Genomic DNA, 26,507 nt, shown 5'->3' with positions numbered 1-26,507 from the left:
TATCTAGTTCACGTGACGATCGTCATGAAAGTGGGAGATTTGGGATGCAGGACATGATTATCGAGCGCGTACGGCTGGCTCATGGATCGCGGCCAGTGGACCTGCTCGTCCAGGACGGCCTCATCGCACAGATTCAGCCAGCTGGCATCATTGACCCCGCTACGGCGGTGCGCGAGGACGGTGCTGGTGCGCTCGCCCTGCCCGGAATGGTCGACGCCCATTGCCACATCGATAAGACCCTCTGGGGCCGCAGCTGGGTTCCGCATTCCGCGGGGCCCGCGCTCGAGGACCGCATCGCCAACGGCGAGCGGGGCCGCGCGGAGTTCGGCCTGCCGAGCCGCGACAGTGTGTACGCGCTGCTCGGGCAGATGGCCGCCGCGGGGACGACCCTCGCCCGCACCCACACCGATGTCGATCCCGACATCGGGCTCCGCGGTCTCAAGCTCGTCGCCGGCGTCGCCGAAGAGCTGGCCGACGTGATCGACGTCGAACAGGTCGCTTTCCCGCAGGGCGGACTGCTGACCCGTCCCGGCACGGCCGAGCTGCTTGAGTCGGCTCTTCAACAAGGGCTTGTCGGATGCCTGGGAGGCATCGACCCCGCCGCGCTGGAGCGTGACTCGGTGCGTCACCTCGATCTGATCTTTGGGCTCGCCAAAACCTACGGCACACGGCTCGACATCCACCTGCACGAGCGTGGCACTCTGGGCGCGCACACGATGGAACTCATCATCGAGCGAGTGCTGCGGCACGGGCTCGAGGGCAGGGTCGCCATCTCGCACGGCGTAGCCGTCATCGAGGTCGACCAAGCCCAGTCCGAGCGGATCTCGGAGGGCCTCGCGGAAGCAAGGATCTCCCTGCTGACGGCAACGGTCTACAACACGCCGGTGCTGCCGATTGCCGAGCTGCGAGGGCGGGGTGTCAACATCGGCGCAGGCAATGACGGCGTGCGGGATCACTGGGGACCGTACGGTAACGGCGACATGCTCGACCGCACCTTTCACCTGGCATATCGCAACGGTTTTCGCACGGACGAACAGATCTACTCGGCATTCGACGTCGCAGTCACCGGCGGGGCCCTCGCCCTCGGGCGCGAACCCGCCCGGATCGAACCCGGCGCACCCGCCGATCTCTTCCTCATCGATGCAGCGAGCATCGGCGAGGCAGTAGCAGCCCGGACGCCACGGCGGCTCGTGCTGAAACGCGGCAAGGTCGTCGCGCGCCAGGGGAACCCCCTGCGCGCGGGATGACCCAGGCCCCGGCGAGCGGGATCCCGCTCGCTTGCTCCCCCCAACCAGTTCCGCATCCCGCGGAACTCCGCCCCGAAAGGCAAGAACAATGTCGTTCTACCGCAACACCTACGCACGCCGCGCTGCGGCCATCATCGTGGCAGGGGGCCTCGCCGTGCTCGCCATGACCGGCTGCGGCGTCTCAGGCTCCACGGCCACGGCCGCCGGGCCATCGGAGAAAACTGCCGTCCTCGATGAGAAGGCGCCCCTCTTTGACCTGCTGCCGCAGAAGGTCAAAGACAAGGGGGTGCTTACCGTCGCCACACAGCCCGACTTCGAGCCGGCCAACTTCACCCCGGCCGGCGAGACCGGCATCCAAGGCTACAACGTCGATCTCATGGAGTCGATGGCGAAGCAGCTCGGTATCCCGGTCAAGTGGGAGAAAGTGCCATTCGACCAGATCCTGATCGGCATGCAGAGCGGAAAGTTCGACGCGGCGATCGCCGGTATGACCGACCGCAAGAAGCGGCAGGAACAGGTCGACTTCATCGATTACCAGTGGGCCGGCACGGTCTTCATGGTGCAGAAGGGCAATCCCAAGGGCATCACGAGCGCCGTCGACGGCGGCTGCGGCGTCAAGATCGGCGACGTAAAGGGCTCCGACGCCCACCGCCTCGTCGACCTGATGGCCGCAGCCTGCACCGCGATCGGGAAGCCTGCCACCGAGCTCATCTCCTTCCCGAACTCGAGCGATAAGAATCTGGCGCTAACCTCCGGCCGCATCGACGCCATCTTCTGGCCCGATATGGCGGTCTCGGTCATCCAGCGCGAGACCGGCGACAAACTGGAGTCGCTCCCCGTAGATTTCGAGGAGAAGGTCTACCTTGGCATGACTTTCAACAAGGCACAGACCGACCTTCGCGACGCTTTCCTCACCGCCCTCAAAGCAATCCACGAGGACGGCTCATACGACGGAATCCTGAAGAAGTGGCACGTTGAGGTCATCGACCTCGACACCCCGGGCATCAACCTGGCGAAGAAGTGATCATGCCCGACATCACTCAGTCACCACTCCCGACCTCGACGATGCCGTCGCACTTTGTACGCAGGGCCGGCGACGAGCCACCCGTGCAGGACGCACCGATCCGTGCGAAGCGGCGACCCCAGTACGGCCAGATCGTCACGGGCTTCGTTGCCATCGCGCTGCTGGTCCTCTTCATCCAGTCCCAGGCCCAGAACCCCAATATGGAGTGGAACGTCACCTGGGAGTACATGTTCAACCCGGTGGTGCTCCAGGGCGTCGGCGTAACGATCCAGTTGGCGATCTTCGCCATGCTCATCTCCATCGTGCTCGCCTTCGGCATCGCATTGATGATCCAGAGCAACAACAAGGTGGTCAGTGTTATCGGACGCGCTTACGTTTGGTTTTTCCGCGGAGTCCCGATGCTTGTTCAGGTTCTGCTCTGGTTCAACCTTGCAGTGCTCTTTCCCGTGATCCTCGGACAGGATACGAACGCCCTCATCTCGGGCTTCACGGCAGGCCTCATCGCCCTCTCACTCGCCGAGTCGGGCTACATGGCCGAGATCATCCGGGGCGGCATCATCTCGGTGCCGACTGGCCAGACCGACGCGGGCGTGAGCATCGGCCTCACCCGCAACCAGGCCCTGGCCCGCATCGTGCTGCCCCAGTCGATCAGGGTCATCATCCCGCCCACCGGCAACCAGTTCATCGGCATGCTGAAGGCAACCTCGCTCGTGTCAGTGATCGGCGGCAGCGACCTGCTGACCCGTGTCCAGCTCATCTATGGGCAGAACTTCAAGATCCTGCCCCTGCTGATTGTTGGGGTGCTCTGGTACCTGATCTTGGTGACCATCGCCGGCACCGGGCAGCATTTCCTTGAGCGTCGCTTCAACGCCTCGCAGCCCGGGTCACGGCGTTCCTCCAAGAGCGCGAGGCCGGCGAAGACCACGAATATTCGGACCATCATCGGAGGTGCGCTGTGGCGCAAGTAGCTCCCGCAGGACCGTCGACCGACACCATGCTGCGTATCGACGGCGTGCACAAGTGGCTCGGGCACAACCATGTGCTCCGAGGCGTGGACCTCGAGGTGCGAACCGGGGAGATCGTCTGCATCCTTGGGCCGTCGGGCTCTGGCAAGAGTACGTTGCTGCGGTGCATCAACCACCTTGACCCCGTCGACGGTGGCGTCATCGAGGTGAACGGGGAGCGCGTCGGCTACCAACTGCACGACGGGCAGCTCTACGAACAGAGCGAACGCCGCGTGGCCAAGGCACGCCAGCACATCGGCATGGTGTTCCAGCACTTCAACCTGTTCGGTCACATGACAGCCCTCGACAACGTCACCTATGGCCCGGCCCGGGTCCTGGGCCGCCCGCGTCGGGAGGCAGTCGCGAACGCGCGGCAGCTGCTGGCCAAGGTCGGCCTGGCAGATAAAGACGACTCGTACCCCAGCCAGCTCTCGGGCGGCCAGCAGCAGCGTGTGGCGATCGCCAGGGCGCTCGCCATGGAGCCTCGACTCATGATGTTCGACGAACCGACCAGTGCGCTCGACCCTGAGCTCGTCGGCGAGGTGCTGCAGACGATGAGGCAGGTGGCTGAGGAGGGCATGACGATGATCGTTGTCACCCACGAGATCGGCTTTGCCCGCGAGGTCGCTGACCGGGTGGTCTTCATGGACCAAGGCCGTGTGCTTGAGGACGGACCGGCACGCGACGTGCTCGACAACCCGCAGCACGAACGCACAGCGTCCTTCCTGAGCCGCGTGCACTGAGTCCGAATAGATAGAGGAACAGAATGACTGACAAGAAATTTACCCTGAGGAACGTGCGCCCGTGGGGCGCCGAGGCTGCGGACATCACGATCAGTGGTGGCGTCATCACGGAGGTGGCACTCGCCGGGGGCACGTTCGACGCCGGTGACCTTGACGGTGGCGGTTTGCTGGCTGTGCCCGGGTTCATTAACGCACACGCCCACGTCGACAAAAGCTGGTGGGGCAAGCCGTGGGTGTCGTACACCTATTCCGACCACCCGACCGTCGAGGGCTGGATCGCGAACGAGCGCGCAGAGCGCGGGAATTACGACATCCCGAACGTGAATTCGGCCGTAGCGGTGCTGCGCGAGTTCCTCCGTCACGGCACCACAGCGACCCGTACGCACATCGACGTCGACCTCGGCATCGGGCTGAAGGGCCTCGAGACCGTGCAAGCCGCGGTCGCTGAGCTGGATGGGGCGATCCAGGTCGAGACGGTCGCTTTCCCGCAAGACGGCGTTCTTCGCAGGCCGGGCGTGCTGCGGCTGCTCGACGAGGCTGCCCAGGCCGGGGCGGATGCCATTGGCGGCCTCGATCCGGGCACCATCGACGGCGACGTCGAAGGCCAGCTCGACGGGTTGTTCCAGATTGCCGTGGAGCGCGGCGTTGGCCTTGACCTGCATCTGCATGACTTCGGCTCGCTCGGCGCCTACGAGTACCGTCAGGTGATCCGCCGCACCATCGACGCCGGCCTCCAGGGCAGGGTGAACATCTCCCACGGTTTCGCCATGGGCTCATTGCAGAAGGGCGTGCAGGAGGAGATCATCGAGGGGCTTGCCGAGGCGGGCATCTCGTGGACCACCGTCGCGATGAGCGGCACCGCGCCGCTGCCCTGGCAGCAGCTGAGGGATCGCGGCGTTCCGCTGGGCCTCGGCACCGACGGCATCCGCGACCTGTGGTCGCCGTTCGGCGACGGGGACCTGCTGCGCGTGGCATTCGCCTTCGCGCGCCTGCATGGGTTCCGCCATGACGATAAGCTCACCAACGCGGTCGAGTACGCGACCAAATACGGCGCGCCTTTCGTCGGTCGGGAGCAGCACGACCTCGTCGCCGGTGCACACGCGGACATCGTGCTCCTCGACGCCGAGAACGTGCCGGACGCGCTCGTGCGCTGCCCCCAGCGGCGGCTCGTGGTCTCGGCAGGCCGCGTCGTCGCCCGCGACGGCGAAGTGCTGGTCTGACGCCACGCCCGCAGCACCTGATCGTTACGATCCTGGCCGCTGCGGGCACCGTGGGGTAGTCCGCTGACGACTACTTCCGGATCATGTCCAGGACAGCATCCCGCATGCGGCCCATGGTCTTTGCATCCTTGGCTTCGACATTGAGCCGAAGCAATTCTTCGGTGTTCGACGCCCGGAGGTTGAACCACCACTCTCCCGACTCTGCGATCACGCTCAGTCCATCCAGGTCATCAATGCGGACACTGGTTGATTGATCGTAGGTTTGGCGCACGTCCGCAATGGCTTGGGCGACATCCACCACAGTTGAGTTGATTTCGCCGCTGGCAGAGTACGGCTCGTATTGCCTTACAAGCTTGGAAAGAGGCGCGGGCTGCCCGCCCAGGGCGGCGAGGACGTGCATCGCTGCCAGCATCCCGGTGTCCGCGTTATAGAAGTCACGGAAGTAGTAGTGGGCCGAATGTTCTCCACCGAACACGGCGTCCTCTTCGGCCATTTGCGCCTTGATGAACGAGTGGCCTACTCGGGTACGGACCGGCCGGCCACCTGCAGCCTGAACAAATTCGGGCACTGACCGGGACGTTATCACGTTGTGGATGACCACTGGATCGGCCTGGCCCGCTGCTTGGACCCTTGAAATCTCGCGTACCGCGATCATGGAGGTAATCGCCGACGGCGTGACTGGTTGTCCGGTCTCGTCGACCACGAAACAGCGGTCAGCGTCGCCGTCGAATGCCAGTCCAAGGTCGGCGCCGTGCTCCAGCACGGCAGCCTGCAGATCCCTGAGATTATCCGGCTCCAAGGGATTGGCTGGATGGTTGGGGAACGTGCCGTCCAACTCAAAGTAGAGCGGAACGATGGCCAGCGGTAAAGCTTCCAATATCTGGCTGCCCAACACTGCGGGAACGGTCAGCCCGGCCATGCCGTTTCCGGCGTCGACGACGACTTTGAGAGGTCGCACGGCGCTTAGGTCCACGAGCGAACGCAGCTTGCGTGCGTAGTCCGCAAGGACGTCGAGCGGGGCCACGGTCCCAACTGTTTCGGCCCCAAGGAAGCCGTGGTCCAGATAGCGCTGGGCGAGGTCCCGGATGTCGAACAGCCCTGAGTCCGAGGAGATGGGGACTGCTCCGGCCTTGGCCATCTTGATCCCGTTGTACTGGGCTGGGTTATGGCTTGCTGTGAAGATAGCACCCGCCGCGTTCAGGGCGCCGCAGGCAAAGTAGAGCTCGTCGGTGGCGATGAGCCCGAGGTCGTAAACGTTGGCGCCCCGGGTTGCTGCACCTTGTGAGAACGCCGAGACGAACCCGCGGGACGAAGGGCGCATGTCACCCCCGCAGAACACTGTCTTGCCCGCAAGGTCCAAGACATCCACAAAAGCTGCCCCGATGGCCTCTGCGACGTGATCGGTCAGCGAAGAGCCGACTATGCCACGGACGTCGTAGGCCTTGAAAGACGTGGAAAGATCCATATTTCTCCTTGCGCGCACGCATCAATGACAGGAAGCGAACGAATTGTGTTGGAAAAGCAACACTATCAGGTAGCTAGCGGCGGGCCTTCACCTAGCGAATGCCGAAGTCCGTATCTGTGTAGGCACCGACGCGTCGACCAGAACCCTCGGCACAGCCGCAGGTGTTATCAACTTCTAGCCGAACGGCCACAGGGTCGGAAGCATCAATCCTGAGTTCAACAGGTTCGCCCTTGGTTGTGGAAACGCGGAGGGTGCCTTCTTTTGATGAAGTGATGGACATGAGAGTCCTTTCGATGGTTGGGGATCTTGAGTTTGTTGGGCGGGTTTCAGCCCATAGCGTCCAGCACACCGCGAATAATGGTGGCGGCTGCTCCGACATAGGCCAGGATGATCAGGAGAATCTGGGCGGCCCTGGTGGAAACCCGCTTGGATGCGAGGTCACCCAGAACCAGTCCGACCAGGCAGGCGGCGGCGACCGCGAGCCACATTGTCATCGGCAGGACAGGAAACGAGGCTGGTGCGGTGACCGCCTTGGAGATCAGGGACAGCGAGCCGATGGTGAAAAAGTAGGGTTGCATTGTGGCGGCGAACGACTTGTGCTGCCACCGGGTGGCGATGGAGTACATACTTACCGCCGGTCCGCCCACCCCTGCCGCAGTATTCATGAAGCCGCTGAGCCCACCTGCGGTGAAGAGGTAGCGACGACGCTGGGGCAGGACGGCTGACTTCATGACCAGCAGGACTGTCAGGCCCACGGCAAGGGTCACTCCGATCGAGATCTCCAGCACCGACGGTGGCAGATAGCGGATGAGGATCGCCGCGGGGACAATGCCCAGGAGGGCTGACGCGGCCAGTGCCAGGTATCTTTTCCAGTCAATGTCCCGCCTGACGCGGAAGATGATCGCTCCGGCCGTCACGGCTCCGCAGACATTGACCAGCACCACGCCTTCAACAGGGCCCAGGAGCAGGACCAGGAACGGGGCCGCCACCAAAGCGAATCCCATGCCGGTGACGCGCTGCATCCCGGCACCCATGACGACTGCTCCCAGAACAAGTCCTGTGGTCAGCATTTATGGCCTCCAGGCTACGTACTGGACCTCCTCGAACTCCTCCAGGCCCAGACTTGATCCTTCCCTGCCCAGGCCGGACTGCTTGGCGCCGCCCATGGGTGTAAAGGCCACGGAAGGGAGGGGATCGTTGACTCCAACAATGCCTGCCTCCAGCTGTTCGGGGATATCCCAGGCGCGCTTGGAACTGCTGCTCCAGACGTACGCGGCCAGACCCATTTCGGTGGCGTTCGCCTTGCGGATCGCTTCCTCTTCCGAGGAGAAGGTCACCACGCCTGCTGCGGGGCCGAAGACTTCCTCGCTCACCAAGGGCGCGTCGTCGGGAACATCGGCCAGGAGTGTGGGGGCCACGAAGGAACCCTGGGTAGGAACCTGGGTCCGTTCGGTGACCCGGCGGGCTCCACGGCTGAGGGCATCGTCCACCAGGGCCTGGACAGCGGCCACGCGCTCGGCGTCGATGACGGGACCAAGATCCGGTACGGGTGTCCCGCCGTCGGGAACACCATGCCCAATGGTCATCGCATCAAATTTGGCAGCAAGTTTCCGGGCGAATTCGTCCGCGATGCTGTCTTGGACCAGGAATCGGTTTGCGGCGACGCAGGACTGTCCTGTGTTGCGGAGCCTTCCGAGTACAGCCCCCTCGACGGCGGCGTCGAGGTCTGCGTCTTCGAAGACGATGAACGGCGCGTTGCCGCCGAGCTCCAGCAACGGCCTCACTACACGTTCGGATGCCGAGGCCATGATCTGGCGGCCCACCCCGGTGGACCCCGTAAAGCTGACGGCGCGGACAGCGGGATGCTTGAGCAGGGCGCCGGTGATTTCGCGTGAAGGGCCGTGGACCAGATTGACGACGCCGGCGGGGAACCCGGCATCGTGCAGGATCTCAAACAGCCCGGTCGCAGCCAGCGGTGCCTTCTCAGAGACCCGGCCCACCACAGTGCAGCCGGCGGCGAGCATGGCAGCGAGTTTGCGGGCTTGGATGGAAACGGGAAAATTCCATGGGGTGAGGCTAAGTGCGACTCCGATGGGCCTGCGAGTGCTGAGGTGCCGGCGGCCGCGGAGCTCGGGTGGGCTGACGGTGCCAGTGGTGCGGCGTACTTCCTCGGCGAACCAGCGGAAGTATTCCACTGAGAAGTCCACTTCGCCTTGCGCCTCGGGGAGTCGCTTGCCGGCTTCCAACGCCAGGGTGAGCGCCAGTTCGTCGCGGCGTTCGGACAACAGCGCAGCGGCATTGTGGAGGAGGTCGGCGCGGGTGCGGGCCGTGGAGCGAGACCAGTCACCAAATGATTCGGCGGCAGCGTCAGCGGCTTTGGTTGCGTCCTCGGCAGTTCCCCAGGCCACCTCGCCTACGGTGCTCCCGTTCCCGGGGTCTGTCACGTCCTTGGACGTTCCTGCTGAGTGCCAGGTTCCGTTAATCAGGTGTTGTGCTGATTTCAGGTTCACTTTGTGTTGCCTTTCGTTGGCTGGGAGGGGTGCGCTGTCCGGCGCGCGGAACGGTGCCTCATCCCTTGCTGGCGCCTGCGGTGATGCCCGCGACGAAGTAGCGCTGAAGGAAGACGTAGGCCACCACCACAGGCAGGGAGGCAAGGATGACTCCGGCGAACAGCAACGGGTAGTTGGTTTGGAATTCTCCCTGGAAGCTCAGCAGGGCCAGCGGCAGGGTGCGGTTACCGGGGGACTGGATGAACAAGAGGGGGTACAGCAGTTCATTCCAATGGATGACGAACAGGAAGATGGCAGCAGCGGCTATCGAGGGCGCCGAGAGCGGGAGTGCGATGGATACGTAGGTCCGCCAAGGTCCGGTGCCATCTATGGAGCATGCTTCGTAGAGTTCTTTGGGCAGTGTGCGCATGAAACCGCCGAGGATGAAGACGGCGATGGGCAGTGTGGAGACGATGTTGGCCACGATGAGGCCGGTGAGGTTGTCCAGAAGGCCCATGCGGCCGAACAAGACATACAACGGCACCATGTTGGCTTGGGCGGGGATGGCCATTCCCAGAACCAGGAATCCGAAGATGGCCCAGGATGCGAAGCCCCTCAGCCGGGCGACCGCATAACCAGCGAGGCTGGCAATGAAGAGTGTGATGGGAACGGAGATGCCGGTGACGATGACGCTGTTCAGGAAGGACGAGCCCAGGTCCTGGCCGCCAATGACTTCCGCGAAATTATCGGGCGCCAGGGACTGGGGCAGGCTGAAGGGACCCTCGAAAAGTTCCTGTGTGGACTTGAAGCTGCCGAACAGCACAACGGTGATGGGGACGATAATGATGACCGCATAGATGGCAAGGATTCCGCGGCGGCTGATTGATGCAAGCATGCTGTCATTCCCCCTTCGGGGTCAGACGGAGCAACCGGCGCTGCAGCCAGGTAACCAAGGCGATCATCCCCATGAAGATGATTGACTGAGCGGCGGCATATCCGAACTCCGAGTTGGCAAAAGTGCTGTAAATGCGGGTGGAGAGAATGTCCAGGGACCCTTTGGGTGGGTTGCCCGCGATACCCAGGATCAGGTCGAAGGCCTTGAACGATTGCACCGTGGTGTAAGCGACGACGATGGACGTGGCCGGGGCTACGAACGGCCAGGTGATGGACTTGAACTGCTGCCATTTGTTGGCTCCGTCCATCTCGGCCGCTTCGTACAGTTCGCGGGGAATGGCCTGAAGACCTGCGATGTAGACCACCATCATCTGGCCCGCATGGAACCAGACTTGCGTGACGGCTACCCAGTACAGTGCCTGGGAATTGTTGCCCAGGTAGGAACCTTGAAGCCCCTCCAAGCCGATGGCGCCCAGTGCCGAGTTGGCGAGACCGAAGTTGGGATCGTAGATGAACTTCCAGATGAAGGCCACCGATACTGAGGACAGGATGGTGGGGAAGAAGAACAAAGCGCGAAGCACCACGTTCCCCCGGGAATTCTTTGTCAGCAGCAGCGCGAGCAGTAAGGAGAACAGCGTTTGTGCAATGACCACCAGCAAAACGAACTTCAGGTTGTTGGTCAGGGCGTTGGTGAACAGTGAATCCTTGGTGAAGGCCCGGACGAAATTGTCCACACCCACGTAATTGAAGGCTGCCGAGAATCCATTCCAGTCCGTGATGGCGTACTGGAACGCCTGCAGCGTGGGCATCACCAGGAACACGGCGATGATGGCCACCGCTGGCAGCGGGAAGAGGTAGAGGGCAGGATTCACGCGGGTTGGGGACCGGCGCTTCTTCGATGCGGCTTCCATAGTGCTGTCCGGCGCCTTTCGCTTGGGAGCCGTTCCGGTATGGGTACTCACAGCCGTTCGTCGACAATCTTCTGGGCTGCCTCGGCTGCTTGTTCAGGGCTGGTGCCTGAAATGACAGCCGTTGCGCTGGCTTCAACGGCGTTGCGGACGTCCAGGTTCTGGAACTGGAACCGGGCGGCCAAGGCCGTCTTCTTGTCCAGCCACGGGCTCAAACGCTTGAGGTCCGAGTTGGTGTATTCGACGTCCTTGACGGACACATGCTGGGCCGTCTGGTTGGCGTAGTAGCCAGCGTTGGCAGGTTCGGACAGGAAGTCAATCCATGCTGCGGCGGCCGCCTGGTTCTTGCTGGCGGAGTTGACGCCCAGGATGAACGTGGCATTGTAGGCGCCCTCATACTTGGCGTTGCCGTCCGTGGACGTGTTGGGGAAGACCAGCTCGATGGGGAACGTCGCACCCAGGTTGCGGACAGCTGCGATGTGGTACGAGCCCGTGGCCAGCATCGCGGCCTTGCCTTGGGAGAAGAGATTCTGTGCAGGCTCCACAGCAGTACCTGTGGCATTGGGCTGGAGGTAGGGGACCAGATCCTTGTACTGGTTCAACATCCTGATGAACCAGTCATCCGTGCACTTGAGCTTGCCCTGTTCGATTTGGGCACACATGTCATCCACCGGGGCGTTGTTGGCAATCATGCAGTTGAAGAGCTGGCCACCATTTCCAACGTCGCCGCCGGGCCAGGAGATGGGGACGACGCCGGATGCAGCCAACTTTTCGCACATGCCCAGGAAGGCGTCCCAGTCTTTTGGCGCCAGTTCGGCGCCGGCTTTGTCGAACAGGTCCATGTTGGCCATCGGCATGGGGAAGACCACCTGATACGGCAGGCCCAATTGGCTGTCGCCCGACTGTCCGGCCGTCAGAAGGCCCTTCTGGTAATTGCCAACAGCTTTGCTGTTCTTCAGCTCGGTGTAGATTCCGGCTTCACTGAAATTGTTGAACTGGGCACCGCGGAAGGTGGCAAACGCGTCACCGATGGCCGCGCCACGCACCTTTTGCAAACCCTGGGCGTTGTAGTCGTTGGACGTGGAGATATCCTGGGCCACCTCCACGCCGGCGTTCTTTGCAGCGAAACGTTTGATGAGTTCGTCGAAGACTGCCTTGTCCTCGCCACGCCAGTGGGCGAAGGACACCCTACCTGTGATGGCACCGGTGGCAGGCGCGGAAGGACCTGTGGCGCCACCTGGGGCAGTGGAGCCGCCGGGGCCGGCGCATGCTGCGGCGGTCGCGCCGAGACCCAGAGCTCCGAGAACGGCCATGGCCTGCCTGCGTGAAATCTGACTCACAATAATCTCCTCGTTGAGTGTTGCTGTGCCTAGTTGTTGGGGAATCGGGCACACATGGTGCCCTGAAGGATCAGGCGGTGGTTCGCTGGGCCGAGACCACCTCGTCGACCACAGCGCAGAGTCGCTGCAGACGACGGACTGCGTCCGTGGACAAGGATTCGACGACGTCGGACGAGCCGATGCAGGACGCCCACACGGCGCGACCGGACAGGAACCCGCTGGCACCTTCCAGGCAAGCCCATCGGACGGCGTCCGGGAAAATCTCCTCCGGTACGCCCGAGGAGAGGACTACCCAGGGACCGTCGATGGCCTTGGTGAGTTCGGCGCAAGCTGCACGGACTTCGGCTTCAGAAGCCTGGCCCTTGAACGGGACCTCCGCTTTATAGAGGTCAGCTCCCAGGCTGCCGAGTTCCTTGGCCGCAGCCAGAATGCCGGCGTTCCAGTCGAAGTCGCCTCCTGCCAGGGGTTTGCGGGAAACAGGTTCGATGATGCTGATCAGCCCGGCGGACTTGCAGCTTTCCACGAATTCGCGGACCATCGCCACCCGCCCTTCGGCGGGCTCATCCGGTCGGTAGAGAACCAGCAGCTTGAGGGCCTTCGCGCCCAGGGCGGCATATTTCTTCGGTTCAACAAGTTTGTCGATGGTCACTTCGCCCACAAGCTCGCCATGGGCAGACTCGAAATGGTCGGCTGAGGCGATGAGCCCGCAGCTTGGGTCAACGACGTTGGCCTCAATGGCCTGATCCAGCGCGAACTGGCGGTCAATGAGAACTCCGGAGGCGTAGGGAGTGAGAATGCGGGCAGCTGCGAGCTTGAAGTCGCGGAGGTCCTCGTCAGTTACGGGTTGGTCGGTGTGCTCGGCAAACATGTTCCGCATGGCTTCGCGCTGGTCAACGGCGAGCATGGCGAAGGCACCCGACGGGCGCTGGAGTGAAGAAAGGTCGATGGTGCTCATTGGCTGCTTCTTTCGGCTAGAGAGTGGGATTGGCGGTAAGAACTGAGGTGACGGTCTGGCGTGGAATCATGGAACGGCCATCCAAACCTGCGCAGGATGCGGAGGCGGTGCGGCCTGCGAATGACGCAGCCTCCACAAGGGGAAGCCCTGCTGCCACGGCTGCCAGGATGGCGCCGTGATAGACGTCGCCGGCGCCCAGTGTGGAGACGATGTCGGCGGGGGTCGACGGGACGTGGAACGGAATGCCATCCCGTTCAAGGCCCCAGGCTCCATCCGACCCCGCCGTGGCGACCACGGCCGAGGCGCCCCCATCTATGGCCCTTTGCAGGAGGACCTCAGGGGCAAGGTCGTCGCCGTACTCGGCCCGCAGGCGTTCGATGGTGGGGACATACAGCTCGACACCCTGAGGGCTGAAGGAGGGAATGGGGTTTCCGGCATCCACGCTGATCCGTAATCCGGGCAGATCTGCTACCGCATTCCAGCCCAAGTGATCCACATGGACCCATGCTGCAGTGCGCAGCAGTTCATGAAAGCGGCTGCCGGCCGGAAAACGGACTGGCGGCACTGGCCGGGTGACGATGGCCCGGCTCTCGCTGGCCTTGCTGACGATAATGACGCTCGCGCCCGTGGCGACCTCAGGGTCACGGATGACAGCGGAAGTGTCCACGCCCTCGGCGTCGAGTCCCGTGATGATCCGGTCGCCTTCTTCGTCCGTGCCGAGGACGCCCGCGAAAGCAGTCCTGGCACCGGCCCGGGCCGCTGCCACGGCTGCCGTGGCGGCCGGCCCACCACCTGCCGTAACGAAATCGGCGGCGACCGTGCGGCTGTCGGCGGCAGGATAATCCTGCACGAGGGCAATGGAGTCCAGAGTGGCACACCCGACAAAAAGCAGGGTTCCGGATTTCGGTTGGGGCACGTTCCACCTCGTTGTAGTTGGACTGGTAGTGAAAAAATATACACACGCTATGTGTGAAAAACAACACATTCGGTATAGTGATGTTCGGGATGCAACGTCGATCCCTTACTCAACGCAGAGAAACGGAGCAATTCATGTCATTGCCTTCTGGAGAGATGGTTCAAACCATTCGCTACGGCCTGATCGGCGCCGGCCACATGGCCCGCGAACATGTCCGGAACCTCGCACTGATACCGGGAAGCCGCATCACCGCGGTTTCTGATCCCACACCTTCCTCCCTTGCGGAGACCTCGCGTGAAATTGGCTACGGGGTGCAGACCTACTCCACGCATCAGGAACTGCTGGCATCAGGGCTTGTGGACGCCTTGGTGATCGCAAGCCCCAACGACACACATCTGGGAATCCTCAAGGACATCTTTGCCAGTGGAACCAACCTCCCCGTCCTGGTGGAAAAGCCGGTGTGCACCAGCGCGGAGCAGGCAGATGAGCTTGAGATACTTGCAGCTGGTTACCCGGCCCCCGTCTGGGTCGCAATGGAATACCGCTACATGCCTCCAGTGCAGGAAATCATCCAGGCCGCTCATGGCGGCAAGCTCGGCACCATCCACATGCTCTCAATCGTTGAGCACCGCTTCCCGTTCCTGCACAAAGTGGACGCCTGGAACAGGTTCGCCGAGCGCACCGGCGGGACCCTGGTGGAAAAGTGCTGTCACTTCTTCGATCTGATGCGCCTGATCCTGCAGGACGAACCCACCCGCGTCTACGCCAGTGGAGGACACGACGTCAACCATATGGACGAGGTCTACGACGGCCGGGTATCGGACATGGTCGACAATGCCTACGTGATCGTGGACTTCAAGGGCGGGCGCCGCGCCATGCTGGAGTTGTCCATGTTCGCCGAGGGGTCCCAGTTCCAGGAAAGAATCTCCGTCGTGGGTGACGCTGCCAAGATTGAAACCCTGATTCCCGTCGCCGCCAACCATTGGATTGAGGGGGACGAAACCGAAGCCACCGTCGAATTCAGCCCGCGTTCGCCGCTTGGCCCTGAAAAGCATGAAGTTCCCGTGGACGAAGCGGTTTTGGCTGCCGGGGCCCACCACGGTTCGACTTACTACGAGCACCTCGGCTACCGGAAGGCCATTCTGGGCGAAGGACCCGTGGAAGTGACTGTCGCTGACGGCCTTCAATCCGTGCGGATGGGCCTCGCAGCGGAGCGCTCCATCGTGGAAGGACGCCCCATTGGACTCCTCGCTACCCATGTTGGTGCGCAGAAGTAAGTAAGATTGTGTTGGAATTACAACACTTTCCCACACCGATGATCGGTCCGGGGGGCGTCAAACGAAGGGAAGCCATGAGCATCGCACGAGAAGAGGCGCCGCTGACACCGCGGCAGCAGACCATTCTGGACGAGCTTGGCAGGCGGGGGTTCCTTTCCACCGCAGACCTTGCCGGCACATTCGACGTGTCGGACATGACGGTCCGCCGTGACACGCGTGCCTTGTCCAAGCTGGGGCTGGTCAAGGTGGTCCACGGTGGGGTCAGCGCTGTCGAAGGTCACGGCCAAAATGCTGACTTCGCTGCGCGCGTCCGGGAGGACGCTGACGCGAAGCAGAGGGTGGCAAAAGCGTGCGTGGACCTCATCGCCGAACGTGATGCGATCATCCTGGACGCTGGCACCACTACCTACCAGATCGCACAGGAGCTGCCGGCTGCCTTCATGGGCACGATCATCACCCACTCTGCTCCCGCCATACAACGGTGCCTGCAGCTGACATCCGCACGCACCATTTGCCTGGGTGGTGAGCTGTTGTTGGACAGCCAGGCGTTCAACGGACCCATGACGGTCAACGCAGTCCAAGGGCTTCGCGCGAAGACAGCCTTTATTGGTGTGAGTGGGATCCACGATGAGGGTTTCTACATTGAACGGGACGTGGAACGGGCCACGAAGTTGGCCCTGATGGGATCTGCGGAGCAAGTTGTAGTGGTTGCCACCCACCAGAAAATGCTTCGGTATGCGCTCGCTCGCCTGGCTTCTTTTGAGGCGGTGGACATTCTTGTCACCGACGCGCCGCCGCCCCGGGAAGTGGCAGAGGCGTTGGCGGCATGCAGCGTCAGGCTGATCGTAGCGGAATAGCCGCCTGCCCGCGGGAGTAGTCAACGCCGCGTCGAATCGTATAACCGACTCCTGGCAGTCGGCCTTTGAGGCTAGGACTCTGCGTTATCAATGTCCGAAAACAAACTTTATCTGGTGGAATTCAATCATCAGGCAATAAGATGAGAACAGGCTTCCCTTCGGCGGCCGCAAATTTTTGAGGAGATCCATATGACGTGGCTGAACAGCGCCGCTCACGCACGTTGGCTCGAAGTAGAGACAGACAGGCTCATTAACTTCGCTGCCGGTTCCAAGGTCCCCACAGGCTTCGGCTGGCTCGACAACTACGGCAAGGTCCTTGCCGACAAACCGACCCATCTCTGGATCACCGCCCGAATGGTCCATAGTTTTGCAGTTGCTGCGTTGATGGGGCGCCCCGGTGCCGCGTCCATGGTGGACCATGGCATTGCGGCGCTCAACGGAGCCTTCCGCGATAACGAATTCGGCGGCTGGTACGCGGAGGTCGACGAAAACGGGCCCGTGAACGACACGAAGTCCGGTTACCAGCATTCGTTCGTGCTTCTGGCCGCGGCGAGTGCCGTCGCGGCCCGCCGGCCCGGTGCCCAAGAATTGCTGGACGAGGCACTGCATATAGCTGACTCGAAATTCTGGGACCACGAAGCCAATATGTGCTTCGACTCATGGAATCGGGATTTTTCGGAAACCGAAGCCTACCGGGGCGGGAATGCCAGCATGCACTCGGTGGAGGCGTACCTCATCGTCGCTGATGTGACGGGCGAGAATCGCTGGCTCGAGCGCGCACTCCACATCGCTGAGGTGCTCATCCACCAGTTTGCGCGCAACAACAACTACCGGGTCTTCGAGCACTTCGACCCGGACTGGACCCCGCTTCCGGAGTACAACACCGATGACCGGGCCAGCCAGTTCCGTGCCTATGGTGGAACGCCTGGCCACTGGGTCGAGTGGGCCCGGCTGCTCTTGCACCTCCGCGCCGGCCTTGAGGCCCGCGGTATGGACGTTCCTGCGTGGCTCATGGAAGACGCAAAAGGCCTGTTCGACGCCGCCATCCGCGACGCATGGGAGCCGGACGGCCATCCCGGATTCGTGTACTCGGTGGATTGGGACGGGAAGCCAATTGTCACCTCCCGCATTCGCTGGGTGCCGGTCGAAGCAATCGGGGGTGCGGCCGCGCTGTACATGGCCACAGGGGACCAGAAATACGCGGACTGGTACGAGCGGATCTGGGACCACGCCCGCGACTGGTTCATTGACTACGAGCACGGTTCCTGGAAGCAGGAGTTGGACGAGCACGGCAACGTCGCCTCCACCGTCTGGTCCGGAAAGGCCGACATCTATCACCTTTGGCACTGCCTTGTGGTTCCGCGACTTCCGCTGGCACCCGGCCTCGCTCCGGCAGTTGCGGCAGGGTTGCTGGACGCCCATCTCCGTGCCGGCCAAGGAAACTGAGGAATCACCGAGACTGCCGCGTCAACTCCGAGCACTGACATCAATAAGGGGAAGGCGTACCGGGGGATCTTTTTGACTTACCCCTGTTAGGGGACGACCTGCGCGGCAACAACAGAAGCGGGGGGGGGGGGGGGGGGGGGGGGGGGGGGGGGGGGGGGGGGGGGGGGGGGGGGGGGGGGGGGGGGGGGGGGGGGGGGGGGGGGGTGAGGCGGCGCCCCGGCCGCGCCCCCCCCCCCCCCCCCCCCCCCCCCCCCCCCCCGCTTCTGTTGTGGTGGAACTACAGACGGTCGGTTCGGACAAAGGCGCGCGCTGGGACCGTCCCCGCACGCGGCAAGGACCAGATAGTGCCCGCTCTACAGAACTCCTGCACCCAGGTCCTGTGCCGACTGCCAGGCGTGCCGGTAGTACTCGGCGTGTGCCAACCCTGCGGCGGCGTCCTCGTCGATGATCACAGTGGCCCGTGCGTGCTGCTGAATGACCGAGCCCGGCACGGCCGAGGAAACCGGCCCTTCCAATGCAGCGGCAACGGCCTGGGCCTTGTTCGCTCCGAAGGCGAGGAGCACCAAGCGCCGTGCCCGGAGTATGGTTCCCAGGCCCTGGGTGATGCAGTGGGTCGGGACCTCGTCCGGAGAACTGAAGAACCTGGCGTTGTCCTTGCGCGTTTGGGCGGCCAGTGCCTTGATCCGGGTGGACGATGCCAGGGAGGACCCGGGCTCGTTGAATCCCACATGGCCGTTGGAACCGATGCCCAGGATCTGGATGTCCACTCCGCCGGCGTCCGCGATCATTGCTTCGTACTCCGCTCCGGCCTGGGTGATGCCGCTGCCAGTGCCCCGCGGCGTGAACACCTGATTCGGGTTCAATCCCAAAGGCTCAACCACCTCGCGGGTGATCACCGAGCGGTAGCTCTCAGGGTGCTGCGGAGGGACGCCCAGATACTCGTCCAGCGCGAAGCCGCGTACGCCGGAAACATCGATCCGGTCGCGGCGGACGGTCCTCGCCAATGCCGCGTACGTGGACAGTGGTGTTGAACCTGTGGCCAGCCCCAGCACGGTGGCGGGGTTGGCGATGATCTGCTGTGCGAAGATCGACGCGGCGACACTTCCGGCCTCGGTGTGGTCGCGGACAATGATGATTTCTGCCATGGGTCTTCCTTTGAATAACTGCTGGGGGACGTTGCTAGTCGGCGGTGATCGCCGCGCCGACAGAGCCGATGGAAAGCCCCGGCGGGACCAACTGGACGCGATCGCCAAGGGCCAAGCCGGAAAGGAATGGGGAGGGAGCGCCGAACCGGGCAAGCTCCCGCTGGATACCGTTGAGTAGTGGCTGTCCGAGGGCGTTCAGGCCGCCGCCAATGTAGATGGAAGCGGGGTCGTAGGTCAGTCCGAGGATTCGGATGGCTGTGGCAGCACCTTCGAAGAACCGCTGCTGAACAACTTTGGCGACCGGATCGCCGTCGAGCACTGCCTCAAAAAGCGAGACGGCCGGCCACCGGCCGGGGCCCTTCCACTGTCGGGCAATGCCCGACCCCGAAGCGATGAGCTCCAGGCAGCCCTTTTGGCCGCAGGGGCATTCCTCGCCCTGCATCCCGAGGGGGAGGTGGCCGATTTCGCCCGCCGCTCCGGACGTGCCCCGGACCACAACGCCGTTGCTGACGTAGCCCGCCGCCAATCCGGTGCCGAGGTTCAGGTATGCGCTGGAACCGGAGGCATCGCCGTCGGCCAGCAAATAGTGGGCTCCGATGGCGGCGGCATTGACGTCGTTTTCCACCACGACCGGCAGCCCCTGCTCAGCCTCCACCAGGCTGCCGAGGTCCAACCCGGCAACACCAACATTGACGGCATTGGCCACATACCCGGACTCCGTATCCACCGTTCCTGGGATTCCAATGCCCAGCCCGGACACGGTGCACTCCGCCAGGGTTTCCGCGCTGCGCAGCTCCTCGAGGACGCCGAAGAGCGAGCTGAGCAGGGCACCGTTTCCGAACCCGGTGGGACGCCGGACCGTGTGCAGGACGGTGCAGTCCTGGTCCACGGCGACGGCCTCAATCTTGGTGCCGCCGATGTCGACGCCGATCCTCACCGTGCGCGTGGCGGAGGGGCCGGATATGCGCGGGGCAGGCAAAACGGGAGTGGAGCTCAGTGTCATCAGTGATCTTTCGGGGTTGGCACCCAAGCAGGTCGCAGCAGATGTTCCAACGAGGGCTCAATCGGGCATCTGCTGCTACTTAGTTGGGTGGGAGGGGGACGGGGAGTCCGGCTTCGAGGCTTCGGTTGGCGGCTTCGACGATTGCGACGATGCTGAGGATCTCCCGCAGGGGTACGTTCGGTGTCCCGCTCCGGATGGATTTCACGATCCCCTCCAAGAGGCCAACCAGCATGGGAGGGCCGGCTTCGATCGAGAACTCCGCGCAGCCGCCATCGGATTCGATGCGCCCGGTAGTGAACGGACTCCAGTCCGCCTCGCCCTTCATGGCGACCACGCGTCCGTCACCCCACCTCACCGTCACCGTGGTGGCGTCTCCGTCGGAACCGGGCCTCCCGGCGTCGACCGTTAGTGCCTCCGGGCCGGCACCGAGCGCTGCCACTGCGAGGTCTACCAAATGCACGCCATACCAGGCCAGTCCCGGGTGGCCGGGCTGGGTAGGCAGGGGCCCGTCCAGGGAAACGGACTGACAGGGCCCTCCCGTCAGGGCCGCTTGGAATTCCGGCGTGAACCTCTTGGGGGACCCCGCCAGGACCAAAGCGCCGGAGGCTTGCGCCTGGGCGAGCATGGTCCGGGCCTCAGCCAGGGTGGGGGCGAAACGCGTGTCCACATAGATCGGCTTGCCGAACCGCACCACGCGCTGAAAGTAGCGCGGGTGCGTCCGTGCATCGGAAGACACGATGAGCAGCGCGTCGCAGGCCTCGGCCACGGCCTCGGGCGAATCGCACATGACGACACCCAGCCCGCTCACTTCTTCGGCGAAGTCATCGATGCGGTCGCGGCTCAACGGAAAGTCCGACGCCGGTTCCCCCTTCCACGCGTGCGTCACCACGCCGCCGGGGACCACGCCGTCGAAGCCGTTCCCGAAGAGCCGCGTAAACGACGGCGCGTGCGGGGAGTCGACGCCGATGAGACCGAAACGGAGGGGCGCAATAAGCGTCATCCCTTCACCCCGCTGTGCGTGATGCTGGCGACGATGTGCTTCTGCAGGAGGGCGAAGATCACCAGGCAAGGGATGAAACTGACCAGCGTTGCGGCCATGACGTTGGACGTGGACGCGGTCTCGGTGTTCAACGTTGCCAAGCCCACAGTGAGTGTCCGTGCTGCGTCCGACTGGCCCACCACCAACGGCCAGAGGAGGTCGTTCCAATGCCAGAGAAAGACGAAGATGGCCAGGGTTGCCAGGACGGGACGGATCAGCGGAAGCACGATCTGCCAGAAGGTCCGCCATTCGCCGGCGCCGTCGATGCGGGCGGCGTCGAACAGTTCCTCCGGCATGTCCCGCACGAACTGCCGGATGAGGAAGATCGCCTGGGCGTTGGCCAGCGTGGGCAGGATCAGGCCCCAGAGGGTGTTCACCCCGCCCATCTTGGAGATGAGGATGAACGTAGGAATCAGCGTGGCCTGGACGGGCACCATCATGGTGGCGATGATGGCCCACAGCAGCGCATTACGGCCGGGGAACCTCTTGCGGGCCAAGGCGTAGGCGGCCATGGATGCGGTCAGCAGGACAACCACCACGGACACCGCCGAGTACAGGAACGAGTTCCACAGCCAGAGCGGGAATTCGCCCACGTTGAAGATGCGGATGATGTTGTCCAGCGTCAGCGACGACGGCAACGCGTAGGGCAGCGTGGGTGCGTCCTCGGGGGAGAGGGCCAGCACGGCGACGGCAATCAGGGGCGCCACTGTGAACAGTGAGATCACTGCCAACACCCAGGTCAGCGTGCGCTGCCGGCGCTTCTCGGTGCTGCGACGGGGGCTGGGGATCCGGCCAACAGTTGGAGTGGAGACGGTGGCAGTCACTTGGAGTCCTTACCTTCGAAGAAGCGCTGCTGGATGAGCGAGAGGATGAGCACAATGACGAACAGCACCACGCCAATGGCCGAGGCATAGCCGAAGTCGAAGAACTTGAAGCCCTCATCGAACAAGAAGTAGATGAGGCTGTGGCTGGCCCGGGCGGGTCCGCCTCCGGTCATGACATAGATGGTGTCGAAGACCTGGAATCCGACGATGGTCTCAATGACCAGGACGAAGAACACCACGGGCTTCAGCAGCGGCAGTGTGACGTACCAGAACGATTTCCAGGCGCCTGCCCCGTCGATGCGGGCAGCCTCGTGGACTTCGGCCGGCTGTGCCTTCAGCCCGGCCAGGAAGATCAGCATGGAGTAGCCGAAGCCTTTCCACACGGACACCACGGCCAGGGACAGCAGTACCAGCAGCTGGGGTCCGGAGGTGAAGGGGACGGGGCCCATGCCCAGGCCGCCCAAGGCCGCATTCAGTGGGCCATCCGTGGAGAAGATCCACGTCCAGATGATGCCGGCCATGACGAACGAGCTGAGGTACGGAATGAACAGCAACGCCCGGAAAGTCCCGGTGAACCTGACCAGTTTGTCCAGGAGGACAGCTCCGGCCAGTGACACGGCGATGATGAACGGGACGAAGATCGCCACGTACAGGAACGTCACCTTGAGGCTTTGCCAGAAGTTGGGATCAGCAGCCAAGCGGGTGTAGTTGTCTGCGCCCAGGAATTCGAAGTCGCCGTTGAGGCTGTATTCGGTCATGCTCATGGCTCCGGCCCCGAAGATGGGGAGGAATTTGAAGAGACCGAAAATGACCAGGGTGGGCAGGACGAAGAGGATGCCGGCCAGTGCCTCGCGGCTACGGGCTTTCCTGGCCCCAAAAGGCTTGAGCGGTGGTGCCGTCAGCTCTGGATGTCGGCCGGCCAGTGTGCTTCTGGTGCGGGTGTTTACAGACATGGGGTGACCAATCGGTGGTTGGGCTGGACTCAGGATGCTGAGCGCTGCAGGATGCCGCGGGCTTCTTTGGCAGCACGGTCAAGGGCTTCCTTTGCGCTGACATCGCCGCGCAGGGCCGCCTGGATGTTCGGCGCGAGGGCGCCCATGACCTGGCGCGCAACGGGGGACGGTTCGCCGGGGTTGGCGGACTTCAAAGCCTCTGCCATGGCGATGGAATCGGGGTCCGTGCCAAGGGCTGCGGCGTCGCTGCGTGTGGGCAGGTTGCCTGCGGCGGCGTTGAGGGCCTTCTGGGACTCAGCGGAGCTCAGGTAGCTCATCACCTTGTAAGCGGCTTCGCGGTTTTCCTTCTTGTTGATGGAAGTCAGCGCCAGCAATCCGGGGTTGCCGTACGTCGCCTGGACCTTGCCCTGCAAAGGAGCACCCAAGGCAACGTTGTCGGCGCCGAGGGCGGCGCGCATCTGCTTCAGCTCCGGCAGCGAGGTGGTGGCCCGCATTGCTGCCTTGCCGGTGGCGATCGGCGCCCCTTCAACTTTGGGGCCGTCGGTGGCGGCATCCGCGGGCAGCCCGCCGAGCTTCTTGAGGTCCATCAGCAACTGCAGCGCCGAAACGCCGGCCTCCGAGTCGAAAGCGATGTCCTTGGCATCATCGGTGAACACGGTTCCGCCGGCCTGCCACAGCAGCGGATAGAAGGACAGGTTGAGCGTCTGTTCGGGGCTGCCGGCGTAGTCCATCACCGCGATGCCCTTCTCCGCAAGGACCGGCGCAGCACTGCGGAGATCGTCCCAGGTCTTGGGCAGTGGAATCCCGGCGTCCGCGAAGATCTTGGTGTTGTAGGCGGTGGTGTTGATGTTCTGGAACAGCGGAACGCCGAACACCTCTTTGTCGAACGTCGCCGCTTCCAGTGTGCCGGGATAGAAGCTGTCCTTGTCCTGCTCAACGGCCTTGTCCACCGGCAGCAGTCCGCGCACGTTGCGGTAGGTTGCTGCCTGGTCGGGCGTAATGAGCACGACGTCGGGTCCCGAGCCCGCGGCCAGCGCCGCCGAGATCTGGGCGTCCCGCTTGTCGAACGTCTGGAGTTCGATACTCAGGTCAATCCCAGGGTTCGCCTTCTCGAAGCTGGCCTCGGTGTCCTGCCAGAACTTCTTGCTGGCGGTCTCGTCCTTGATGACCGGGTACATCCAGAGCGTCACCTTGCCGGTGGCCTGGCCGCCGTCGGACGTTGGCGAACCGGTGGAACCGCAGGCGGTGAGCGTCAAAGCGGCGGTGACGACGGCGGCAGTTGCCAAAGCGGCGCGGTGCATCTTGCGTGTGAACATGGTGGCTACTTTCGGGTGAGGGTGGCTTCGTGGATTGCGCTGAGCGCGAGCTCGTGGCGGCTGGCTGCTACGGGTGCGGTGAGGAGGGGATCGCCGCATTCGCGCATCCAGTCGAAGAGGATTGCGGAGAGATCCCTGAGGATCTCCGATTGCTCCGGATGGCCGGCGATGTTGTCCAGTTCCTCTGGATCCATCGTCAGGTCGTAGAGTTCCAGCGCCGGACTGGTACCGATGGTTGGCCCGCCAAGGTCTGCGGGCAGGCTGCGGTGAATCCAGGATTGGGTGGGATCCATGGCGCGGGGCGCGTTGGAGAAGTTGACGATCAGCTTGTGCGTGGATGTCCGCACTGATCGTTTGGGGTCGTAATACGTGTGGTGGCTCAATTGGCTGAAACAGTGGCTTCGCGGAGCATCTCCCGCTTCCACGGCCGGCCGCAGGGTGGTTCCGGCGAGGCCGTCAGGAGTTGTCAGTCCTGCCAGGTCCATCAAGGTGGGCAGGACATCCACGTGACTGACGATGTCCCCCACTCGTCGCCCGGACCACGCCGGGTTGCCCGGATGGCGGAGCATCAGCGCAACTCCCAGTCCGGCGTCGTACAGGGTGCATTTGGCGCGGGGCAGCGCGAGCCCGTGGTCGGTGGTGAACAGCACCAGCGTCTGGTCGCGGAGGCCGAGCGAATCGAGTTCGGCGAGAATGCTCCCGACGCCTTCGTCCATATGTTTGACGGCGCCCTGCAGTTCGGCGATCTCCTCGCGGGCGCCGACGTCGTCCACCAAGTGGGCTGGAACGGTGTGGCCCAGGGAGACGTCCGGTTCCACGCCGTCGGCCAGGAAGCCCATCACCCCCGGACGGTCCCTTTCGGAGGGCACCCGGTGCGGCTCCGTGAAGCCGACCTGCAGGTAGAAGGGCCGGTCGCTGCCGGACATGCGACGCAAGGCGTCGGTGGCGCGATCCACGACGACGTCCCGCGCACCACCCGTCCGGGCGTGGTCGAAACCGAGCCTGCCGGCCACGACGTCGTCCGCCAAAACACGCGATTCGTGGTGCACGCCCACCAGCTCGGTTTGGTAGCCGACGGACTTCAGCCTGTAGGCGATGTGGTCCTTCGGTTCTTTGAGATCCCAGCTGAAGGGCTCGTGCGTCAGCCCGAGGACACCGTTGGTCTGCGGATACGTGCCCGTGAAGAGCGAGGCCCGGGCAGGGCTGCAGTGGGGAGCAGTTGCGAAAGCCTGCTCGAAGAGTACTGATTCATCGGCCAAGGCGTCCAGGTTGGGGGTGGACACTGTTTCCACCCCGTACGTGCCCAGGAAGCGGCCGAGGTCGTGGCAGTGGATCAGGAGAATGTTTTGCACGTTCAGCCCATCCTTTCGAGGTCGGCGCGGGTGAGGGCGTGTTCCATGGGCTGGCCGCCGATGAAGCGGCGGAGTTCATCAACCACGATCCCGCCGGCCCTGCGCCGGGAGTCGACGGTTGCTCCGCCGAGGTGGGGAGTGAGGAGCACGTTGGGCAGGGAGCGCCAGGGATCGCCTGCCGGCAGGGGTTCTTCGTCGAAGACGTCCAATGCGGCATCAATCCGGCCCGAGTGCACCTCCTTATAGAGGGCTTCCATGTCCACGATGGTGGAACGGGCCGTGTTCACGAACGCGGCCCCGTCCGGGAGTAGCGCGAGTTCGGCAGCACCGATGAGTCCTGCGGTTTCGGGGGTGGCCGGAGCATGGACAGCGACCACATCGCTGTGGGTCATGAGGTCATCCAACGTGGCGGAGCTGGCCGCGAGGGGATCTCCCGTGGGGATGTACGGATCGAACACGGCTACTTTCGCGCCGAGGGACCGGCAGGCCTCGATGTAGCGGCGGCCTGTCCGTGAGGCTCCAACGACTCCAACGCGGGCACCGGAGATTTCACGGGCGCGTTGGACGTTGCGGGCGTCGTCCCAGTTGGCTCCGGAACGGAGGCCGTGATCGAGCCGGTGCACGCGTCGCAGCAGGTTCAGCGTGAAGGTGAGCGAGAGTTCCGCGACGGCCGGTGCCATGGCTGCGCCGGCCTGGGAGATGGGGATGCCTGCGGCCCAGAAATCGTCGCTGACCAGGGCGTGCAGTGATGAGGCGGCGTGGACCACGCACTTGAGGTTCGGCGCCGCTGCCAGGTGTTCGGCGTCGAGGCGGGGGAAACCCCAGGCGGTGATGAACGCGTCCTTGCCTGCGGCAGCGGCGGAGAAAGCACCCAGGGACTGGAGTTCGGCGGGGGCGACTTGGGTGACCTCGCCGAGTCCGTCCAGGGCAGCGCGGGTTTCGGGGGAGATGAAGGCCGCCCGTTCCGCATCCGGGATGCTCAGCAGGATCTGCAGCCGGGTTGCTGTGGGTGGCGAGGATGTCGATGCAACGCCTTTGTTGTTGTTCATGGGACCGAGATTGCCAGTTTCAATATCTTTTGTCAATGACT

The 26,507-nt window shown here is 63.6% G+C and carries 25 protein-coding genes; 8 read left to right on the top strand and 17 right to left on the bottom strand.

The window, feature by feature from the left end; translation table 11 throughout:
- The first annotated feature begins 44 nt into the window (after positions 1-44).
- The 5 genes from LN996_RS01435 to LN996_RS01415 all read left to right on the top strand — a co-directional run bounded on the left by LN996_RS01435 (position 45) and on the right by LN996_RS01415 (position 5,238).
- On the top strand, positions 45-1,247 hold the full coding sequence (locus LN996_RS01435; RefSeq protein WP_253464633.1) for an amidohydrolase: 1,203 nt from the start codon (positions 45-47) through the stop codon (positions 1,245-1,247).
- Positions 1,248-1,335: 88 nt separating this feature from the next.
- Positions 1,336-2,271 (top strand): ABC transporter substrate-binding protein, encoded by a 936-nt coding sequence (locus LN996_RS01430; protein WP_231338419.1) that lies wholly within the window; start codon positions 1,336-1,338, stop codon positions 2,269-2,271.
- A 2-nt stretch (positions 2,272-2,273) separates the two neighbouring features.
- A complete protein-coding gene (locus tag LN996_RS01425) occupies positions 2,274-3,239 on the top strand; it encodes an amino acid ABC transporter permease (RefSeq protein WP_231338418.1) in 966 nt (321 codons plus the stop codon).
- A gap of 26 nt (positions 3,240-3,265) precedes the next feature.
- Positions 3,266-4,018, top strand: a complete 753-nt coding sequence (locus LN996_RS01420; protein ID WP_231338442.1) for an amino acid ABC transporter ATP-binding protein — start codon at positions 3,266-3,268, stop codon at positions 4,016-4,018.
- Between the two features lie 23 nt (positions 4,019-4,041).
- Entirely contained in the window at positions 4,042-5,238 is a 1,197-nt protein-coding gene (locus LN996_RS01415; RefSeq protein ID WP_231338417.1) for an amidohydrolase, read from the top strand.
- Positions 5,239-5,308: 70 nt separating this feature from the next.
- Here the strand turns inward: LN996_RS01415 and LN996_RS01410 are convergent, their stop codons facing one another.
- The 9 genes from LN996_RS01410 to LN996_RS01370 form a co-directional block, all read right to left on the bottom strand.
- Positions 5,309-6,703, bottom strand: coding sequence for a phosphomannomutase/phosphoglucomutase (locus LN996_RS01410; RefSeq protein WP_231338416.1), 1,395 nt, complete (start codon positions 6,701-6,703; stop codon positions 5,309-5,311).
- Between the two features lie 91 nt (positions 6,704-6,794).
- Entirely contained in the window at positions 6,795-6,983 is a 189-nt protein-coding gene (locus tag LN996_RS01405; protein ID WP_231338415.1) for a hypothetical protein, read from the bottom strand.
- 46 nt (positions 6,984-7,029) lie between these two features.
- On the bottom strand, positions 7,030-7,773 hold the full coding sequence (locus tag LN996_RS01400; RefSeq protein ID WP_231338414.1) for a sulfite exporter TauE/SafE family protein: 744 nt from the start codon (positions 7,771-7,773) through the stop codon (positions 7,030-7,032).
- Positions 7,774-9,213, bottom strand: a complete 1,440-nt coding sequence (locus LN996_RS01395; RefSeq protein WP_231338413.1) for an NAD-dependent succinate-semialdehyde dehydrogenase — start codon at positions 9,211-9,213, stop codon at positions 7,774-7,776.
- Positions 9,214-9,271: 58 nt separating this feature from the next.
- Positions 9,272-10,087, bottom strand: coding sequence for a carbohydrate ABC transporter permease (locus LN996_RS01390; protein ID WP_159706046.1), 816 nt, complete (start codon positions 10,085-10,087; stop codon positions 9,272-9,274).
- A 4-nt stretch (positions 10,088-10,091) separates the two neighbouring features.
- Positions 10,092-10,997 carry a carbohydrate ABC transporter permease gene (locus tag LN996_RS01385; protein WP_231338412.1) on the bottom strand — a complete coding sequence of 302 codons (906 nt, stop codon included), beginning with the start codon at positions 10,995-10,997 and terminating at the stop codon, positions 10,092-10,094.
- 47 nt (positions 10,998-11,044) lie between these two features.
- Positions 11,045-12,334: an ABC transporter substrate-binding protein gene (locus LN996_RS01380; protein WP_231338411.1), complete on the bottom strand. Its 1,290-nt coding sequence runs from the start codon at positions 12,332-12,334 to the stop codon at positions 11,045-11,047.
- A 70-nt stretch (positions 12,335-12,404) separates the two neighbouring features.
- Positions 12,405-13,289: an aldolase gene (locus LN996_RS01375; protein WP_231338410.1), complete on the bottom strand. Its 885-nt coding sequence runs from the start codon at positions 13,287-13,289 to the stop codon at positions 12,405-12,407.
- 16 nt (positions 13,290-13,305) lie between these two features.
- The gene (locus LN996_RS01370; RefSeq protein WP_231338409.1) at positions 13,306-14,205 is read right to left on the bottom strand and encodes a PfkB family carbohydrate kinase; all 900 of its coding nucleotides are present in this window, start codon (positions 14,203-14,205) and stop codon (positions 13,306-13,308) included.
- A 134-nt stretch (positions 14,206-14,339) separates the two neighbouring features.
- On the opposite strand from LN996_RS01370, the gene LN996_RS01365 reads away from it, so the two are divergent.
- The 3 genes from LN996_RS01365 to LN996_RS01355 all read left to right on the top strand — a co-directional run bounded on the left by LN996_RS01365 (position 14,340) and on the right by LN996_RS01355 (position 17,785).
- Positions 14,340-15,482: a Gfo/Idh/MocA family oxidoreductase gene (locus LN996_RS01365; RefSeq protein ID WP_308102684.1), complete on the top strand. Its 1,143-nt coding sequence runs from the start codon at positions 14,340-14,342 to the stop codon at positions 15,480-15,482.
- A 74-nt stretch (positions 15,483-15,556) separates the two neighbouring features.
- Entirely contained in the window at positions 15,557-16,339 is a 783-nt protein-coding gene (locus tag LN996_RS01360) for a DeoR/GlpR family DNA-binding transcription regulator (RefSeq protein WP_231338407.1), read from the top strand.
- A gap of 189 nt (positions 16,340-16,528) precedes the next feature.
- Positions 16,529-17,785 carry an AGE family epimerase/isomerase gene (locus LN996_RS01355; protein ID WP_231338406.1) on the top strand — a complete coding sequence of 419 codons (1,257 nt, stop codon included), beginning with the start codon at positions 16,529-16,531 and terminating at the stop codon, positions 17,783-17,785.
- 353 nt (positions 17,786-18,138) lie between these two features.
- On the opposite strand, the gene LN996_RS01350 is transcribed toward LN996_RS01355, so the two are convergent.
- The 8 genes from LN996_RS01350 to LN996_RS01315 all read right to left on the bottom strand — a co-directional run bounded on the left by LN996_RS01350 (position 18,139) and on the right by LN996_RS01315 (position 26,466).
- Positions 18,139-18,930, bottom strand: a complete 792-nt coding sequence (locus LN996_RS01350) for a glucosamine-6-phosphate deaminase (RefSeq protein WP_231338405.1) — start codon at positions 18,928-18,930, stop codon at positions 18,139-18,141.
- 34 nt (positions 18,931-18,964) lie between these two features.
- Positions 18,965-19,933 (bottom strand): ROK family protein, encoded by a 969-nt coding sequence (locus LN996_RS01345; RefSeq protein WP_231338404.1) that lies wholly within the window; start codon positions 19,931-19,933, stop codon positions 18,965-18,967.
- A 79-nt stretch (positions 19,934-20,012) separates the two neighbouring features.
- The gene (locus LN996_RS01340) at positions 20,013-20,933 is read right to left on the bottom strand and encodes a Gfo/Idh/MocA family protein (RefSeq protein ID WP_231338403.1); all 921 of its coding nucleotides are present in this window, start codon (positions 20,931-20,933) and stop codon (positions 20,013-20,015) included.
- On the bottom strand, positions 20,930-21,796 hold the full coding sequence (locus LN996_RS01335) for a carbohydrate ABC transporter permease (RefSeq protein ID WP_231338402.1): 867 nt from the start codon (positions 21,794-21,796) through the stop codon (positions 20,930-20,932). Before LN996_RS01335 ends, LN996_RS01340 begins: the two co-directional genes overlap by 4 nt.
- Entirely contained in the window at positions 21,793-22,749 is a 957-nt protein-coding gene (locus LN996_RS01330; RefSeq protein ID WP_231338401.1) for a carbohydrate ABC transporter permease, read from the bottom strand. Before LN996_RS01330 ends, LN996_RS01335 begins: the two co-directional genes overlap by 4 nt.
- A gap of 29 nt (positions 22,750-22,778) precedes the next feature.
- On the bottom strand, positions 22,779-24,065 hold the full coding sequence (locus LN996_RS01325) for an extracellular solute-binding protein (RefSeq protein WP_231338400.1): 1,287 nt from the start codon (positions 24,063-24,065) through the stop codon (positions 22,779-22,781).
- A gap of 5 nt (positions 24,066-24,070) precedes the next feature.
- Positions 24,071-25,417 (bottom strand): sulfatase, encoded by a 1,347-nt coding sequence (locus LN996_RS01320; RefSeq protein WP_231338399.1) that lies wholly within the window; start codon positions 25,415-25,417, stop codon positions 24,071-24,073.
- Positions 25,418-25,419: 2 nt separating this feature from the next.
- A complete protein-coding gene (locus LN996_RS01315) occupies positions 25,420-26,466 on the bottom strand; it encodes a hydroxyacid dehydrogenase (protein WP_231338398.1) in 1,047 nt (348 codons plus the stop codon).
- Between the last annotated feature and the right edge of the window lie 41 nt (positions 26,467-26,507).

The sequence above is a fragment of the Arthrobacter sp. AK01 genome, from assembly GCF_021109375.1.
Classification (GTDB): Bacteria; Actinomycetota; Actinomycetes; order Actinomycetales; family Micrococcaceae; genus Arthrobacter.
This window is presented reverse-complemented; position numbering and strand designations above follow the sequence as displayed.

Bases quoted from the DNA above. Each gene is read 5' to 3' on its own strand.
- LN996_RS01435 (WP_253464633.1), top strand. From the start codon at position 45: ATGCAGGACATGATTATCGAGCGCGTACGGCTGGCTCATGGATCGCGG.
- LN996_RS01430 (WP_231338419.1), top strand. From the start codon at position 1,336: ATGTCGTTCTACCGCAACACCTACGCACGCCGCGCTGCGGCCATCATC.
- LN996_RS01425 (WP_231338418.1), top strand. From the start codon at position 2,274: ATGCCCGACATCACTCAGTCACCACTCCCGACCTCGACGATGCCGTCG.
- LN996_RS01420 (WP_231338442.1), top strand. From the start codon at position 3,266: ATGCTGCGTATCGACGGCGTGCACAAGTGGCTCGGGCACAACCATGTG.
- LN996_RS01415 (WP_231338417.1), top strand. From the start codon at position 4,042: ATGACTGACAAGAAATTTACCCTGAGGAACGTGCGCCCGTGGGGCGCC.
- LN996_RS01410 (WP_231338416.1), bottom strand. From the start codon at position 6,703: ATGGATCTTTCCACGTCTTTCAAGGCCTACGACGTCCGTGGCATAGTC.
- LN996_RS01405 (WP_231338415.1), bottom strand. From the start codon at position 6,983: ATGTCCATCACTTCATCAAAAGAAGGCACCCTCCGCGTTTCCACAACC.
- LN996_RS01400 (WP_231338414.1), bottom strand. From the start codon at position 7,773: ATGCTGACCACAGGACTTGTTCTGGGAGCAGTCGTCATGGGTGCCGGG.
- LN996_RS01390 (WP_159706046.1), bottom strand. From the start codon at position 10,087: ATGCTTGCATCAATCAGCCGCCGCGGAATCCTTGCCATCTATGCGGTC.
- LN996_RS01385 (WP_231338412.1), bottom strand. From the start codon at position 10,997: ATGGAAGCCGCATCGAAGAAGCGCCGGTCCCCAACCCGCGTGAATCCT.
- LN996_RS01375 (WP_231338410.1), bottom strand. From the start codon at position 13,289: ATGAGCACCATCGACCTTTCTTCACTCCAGCGCCCGTCGGGTGCCTTC.
- LN996_RS01365 (WP_308102684.1), top strand. From the start codon at position 14,340: ATGTCATTGCCTTCTGGAGAGATGGTTCAAACCATTCGCTACGGCCTG.
- LN996_RS01360 (WP_231338407.1), top strand. From the start codon at position 15,557: ATGAGCATCGCACGAGAAGAGGCGCCGCTGACACCGCGGCAGCAGACC.
- LN996_RS01355 (WP_231338406.1), top strand. From the start codon at position 16,529: ATGACGTGGCTGAACAGCGCCGCTCACGCACGTTGGCTCGAAGTAGAG.
- LN996_RS01350 (WP_231338405.1), bottom strand. From the start codon at position 18,930: ATGGCAGAAATCATCATTGTCCGCGACCACACCGAGGCCGGAAGTGTC.
- LN996_RS01345 (WP_231338404.1), bottom strand. From the start codon at position 19,933: ATGACACTGAGCTCCACTCCCGTTTTGCCTGCCCCGCGCATATCCGGC.
- LN996_RS01340 (WP_231338403.1), bottom strand. From the start codon at position 20,933: ATGACGCTTATTGCGCCCCTCCGTTTCGGTCTCATCGGCGTCGACTCC.
- LN996_RS01330 (WP_231338401.1), bottom strand. From the start codon at position 22,749: ATGTCTGTAAACACCCGCACCAGAAGCACACTGGCCGGCCGACATCCA.
- LN996_RS01325 (WP_231338400.1), bottom strand. From the start codon at position 24,065: ATGTTCACACGCAAGATGCACCGCGCCGCTTTGGCAACTGCCGCCGTC.
- LN996_RS01315 (WP_231338398.1), bottom strand. From the start codon at position 26,466: ATGAACAACAACAAAGGCGTTGCATCGACATCCTCGCCACCCACAGCA.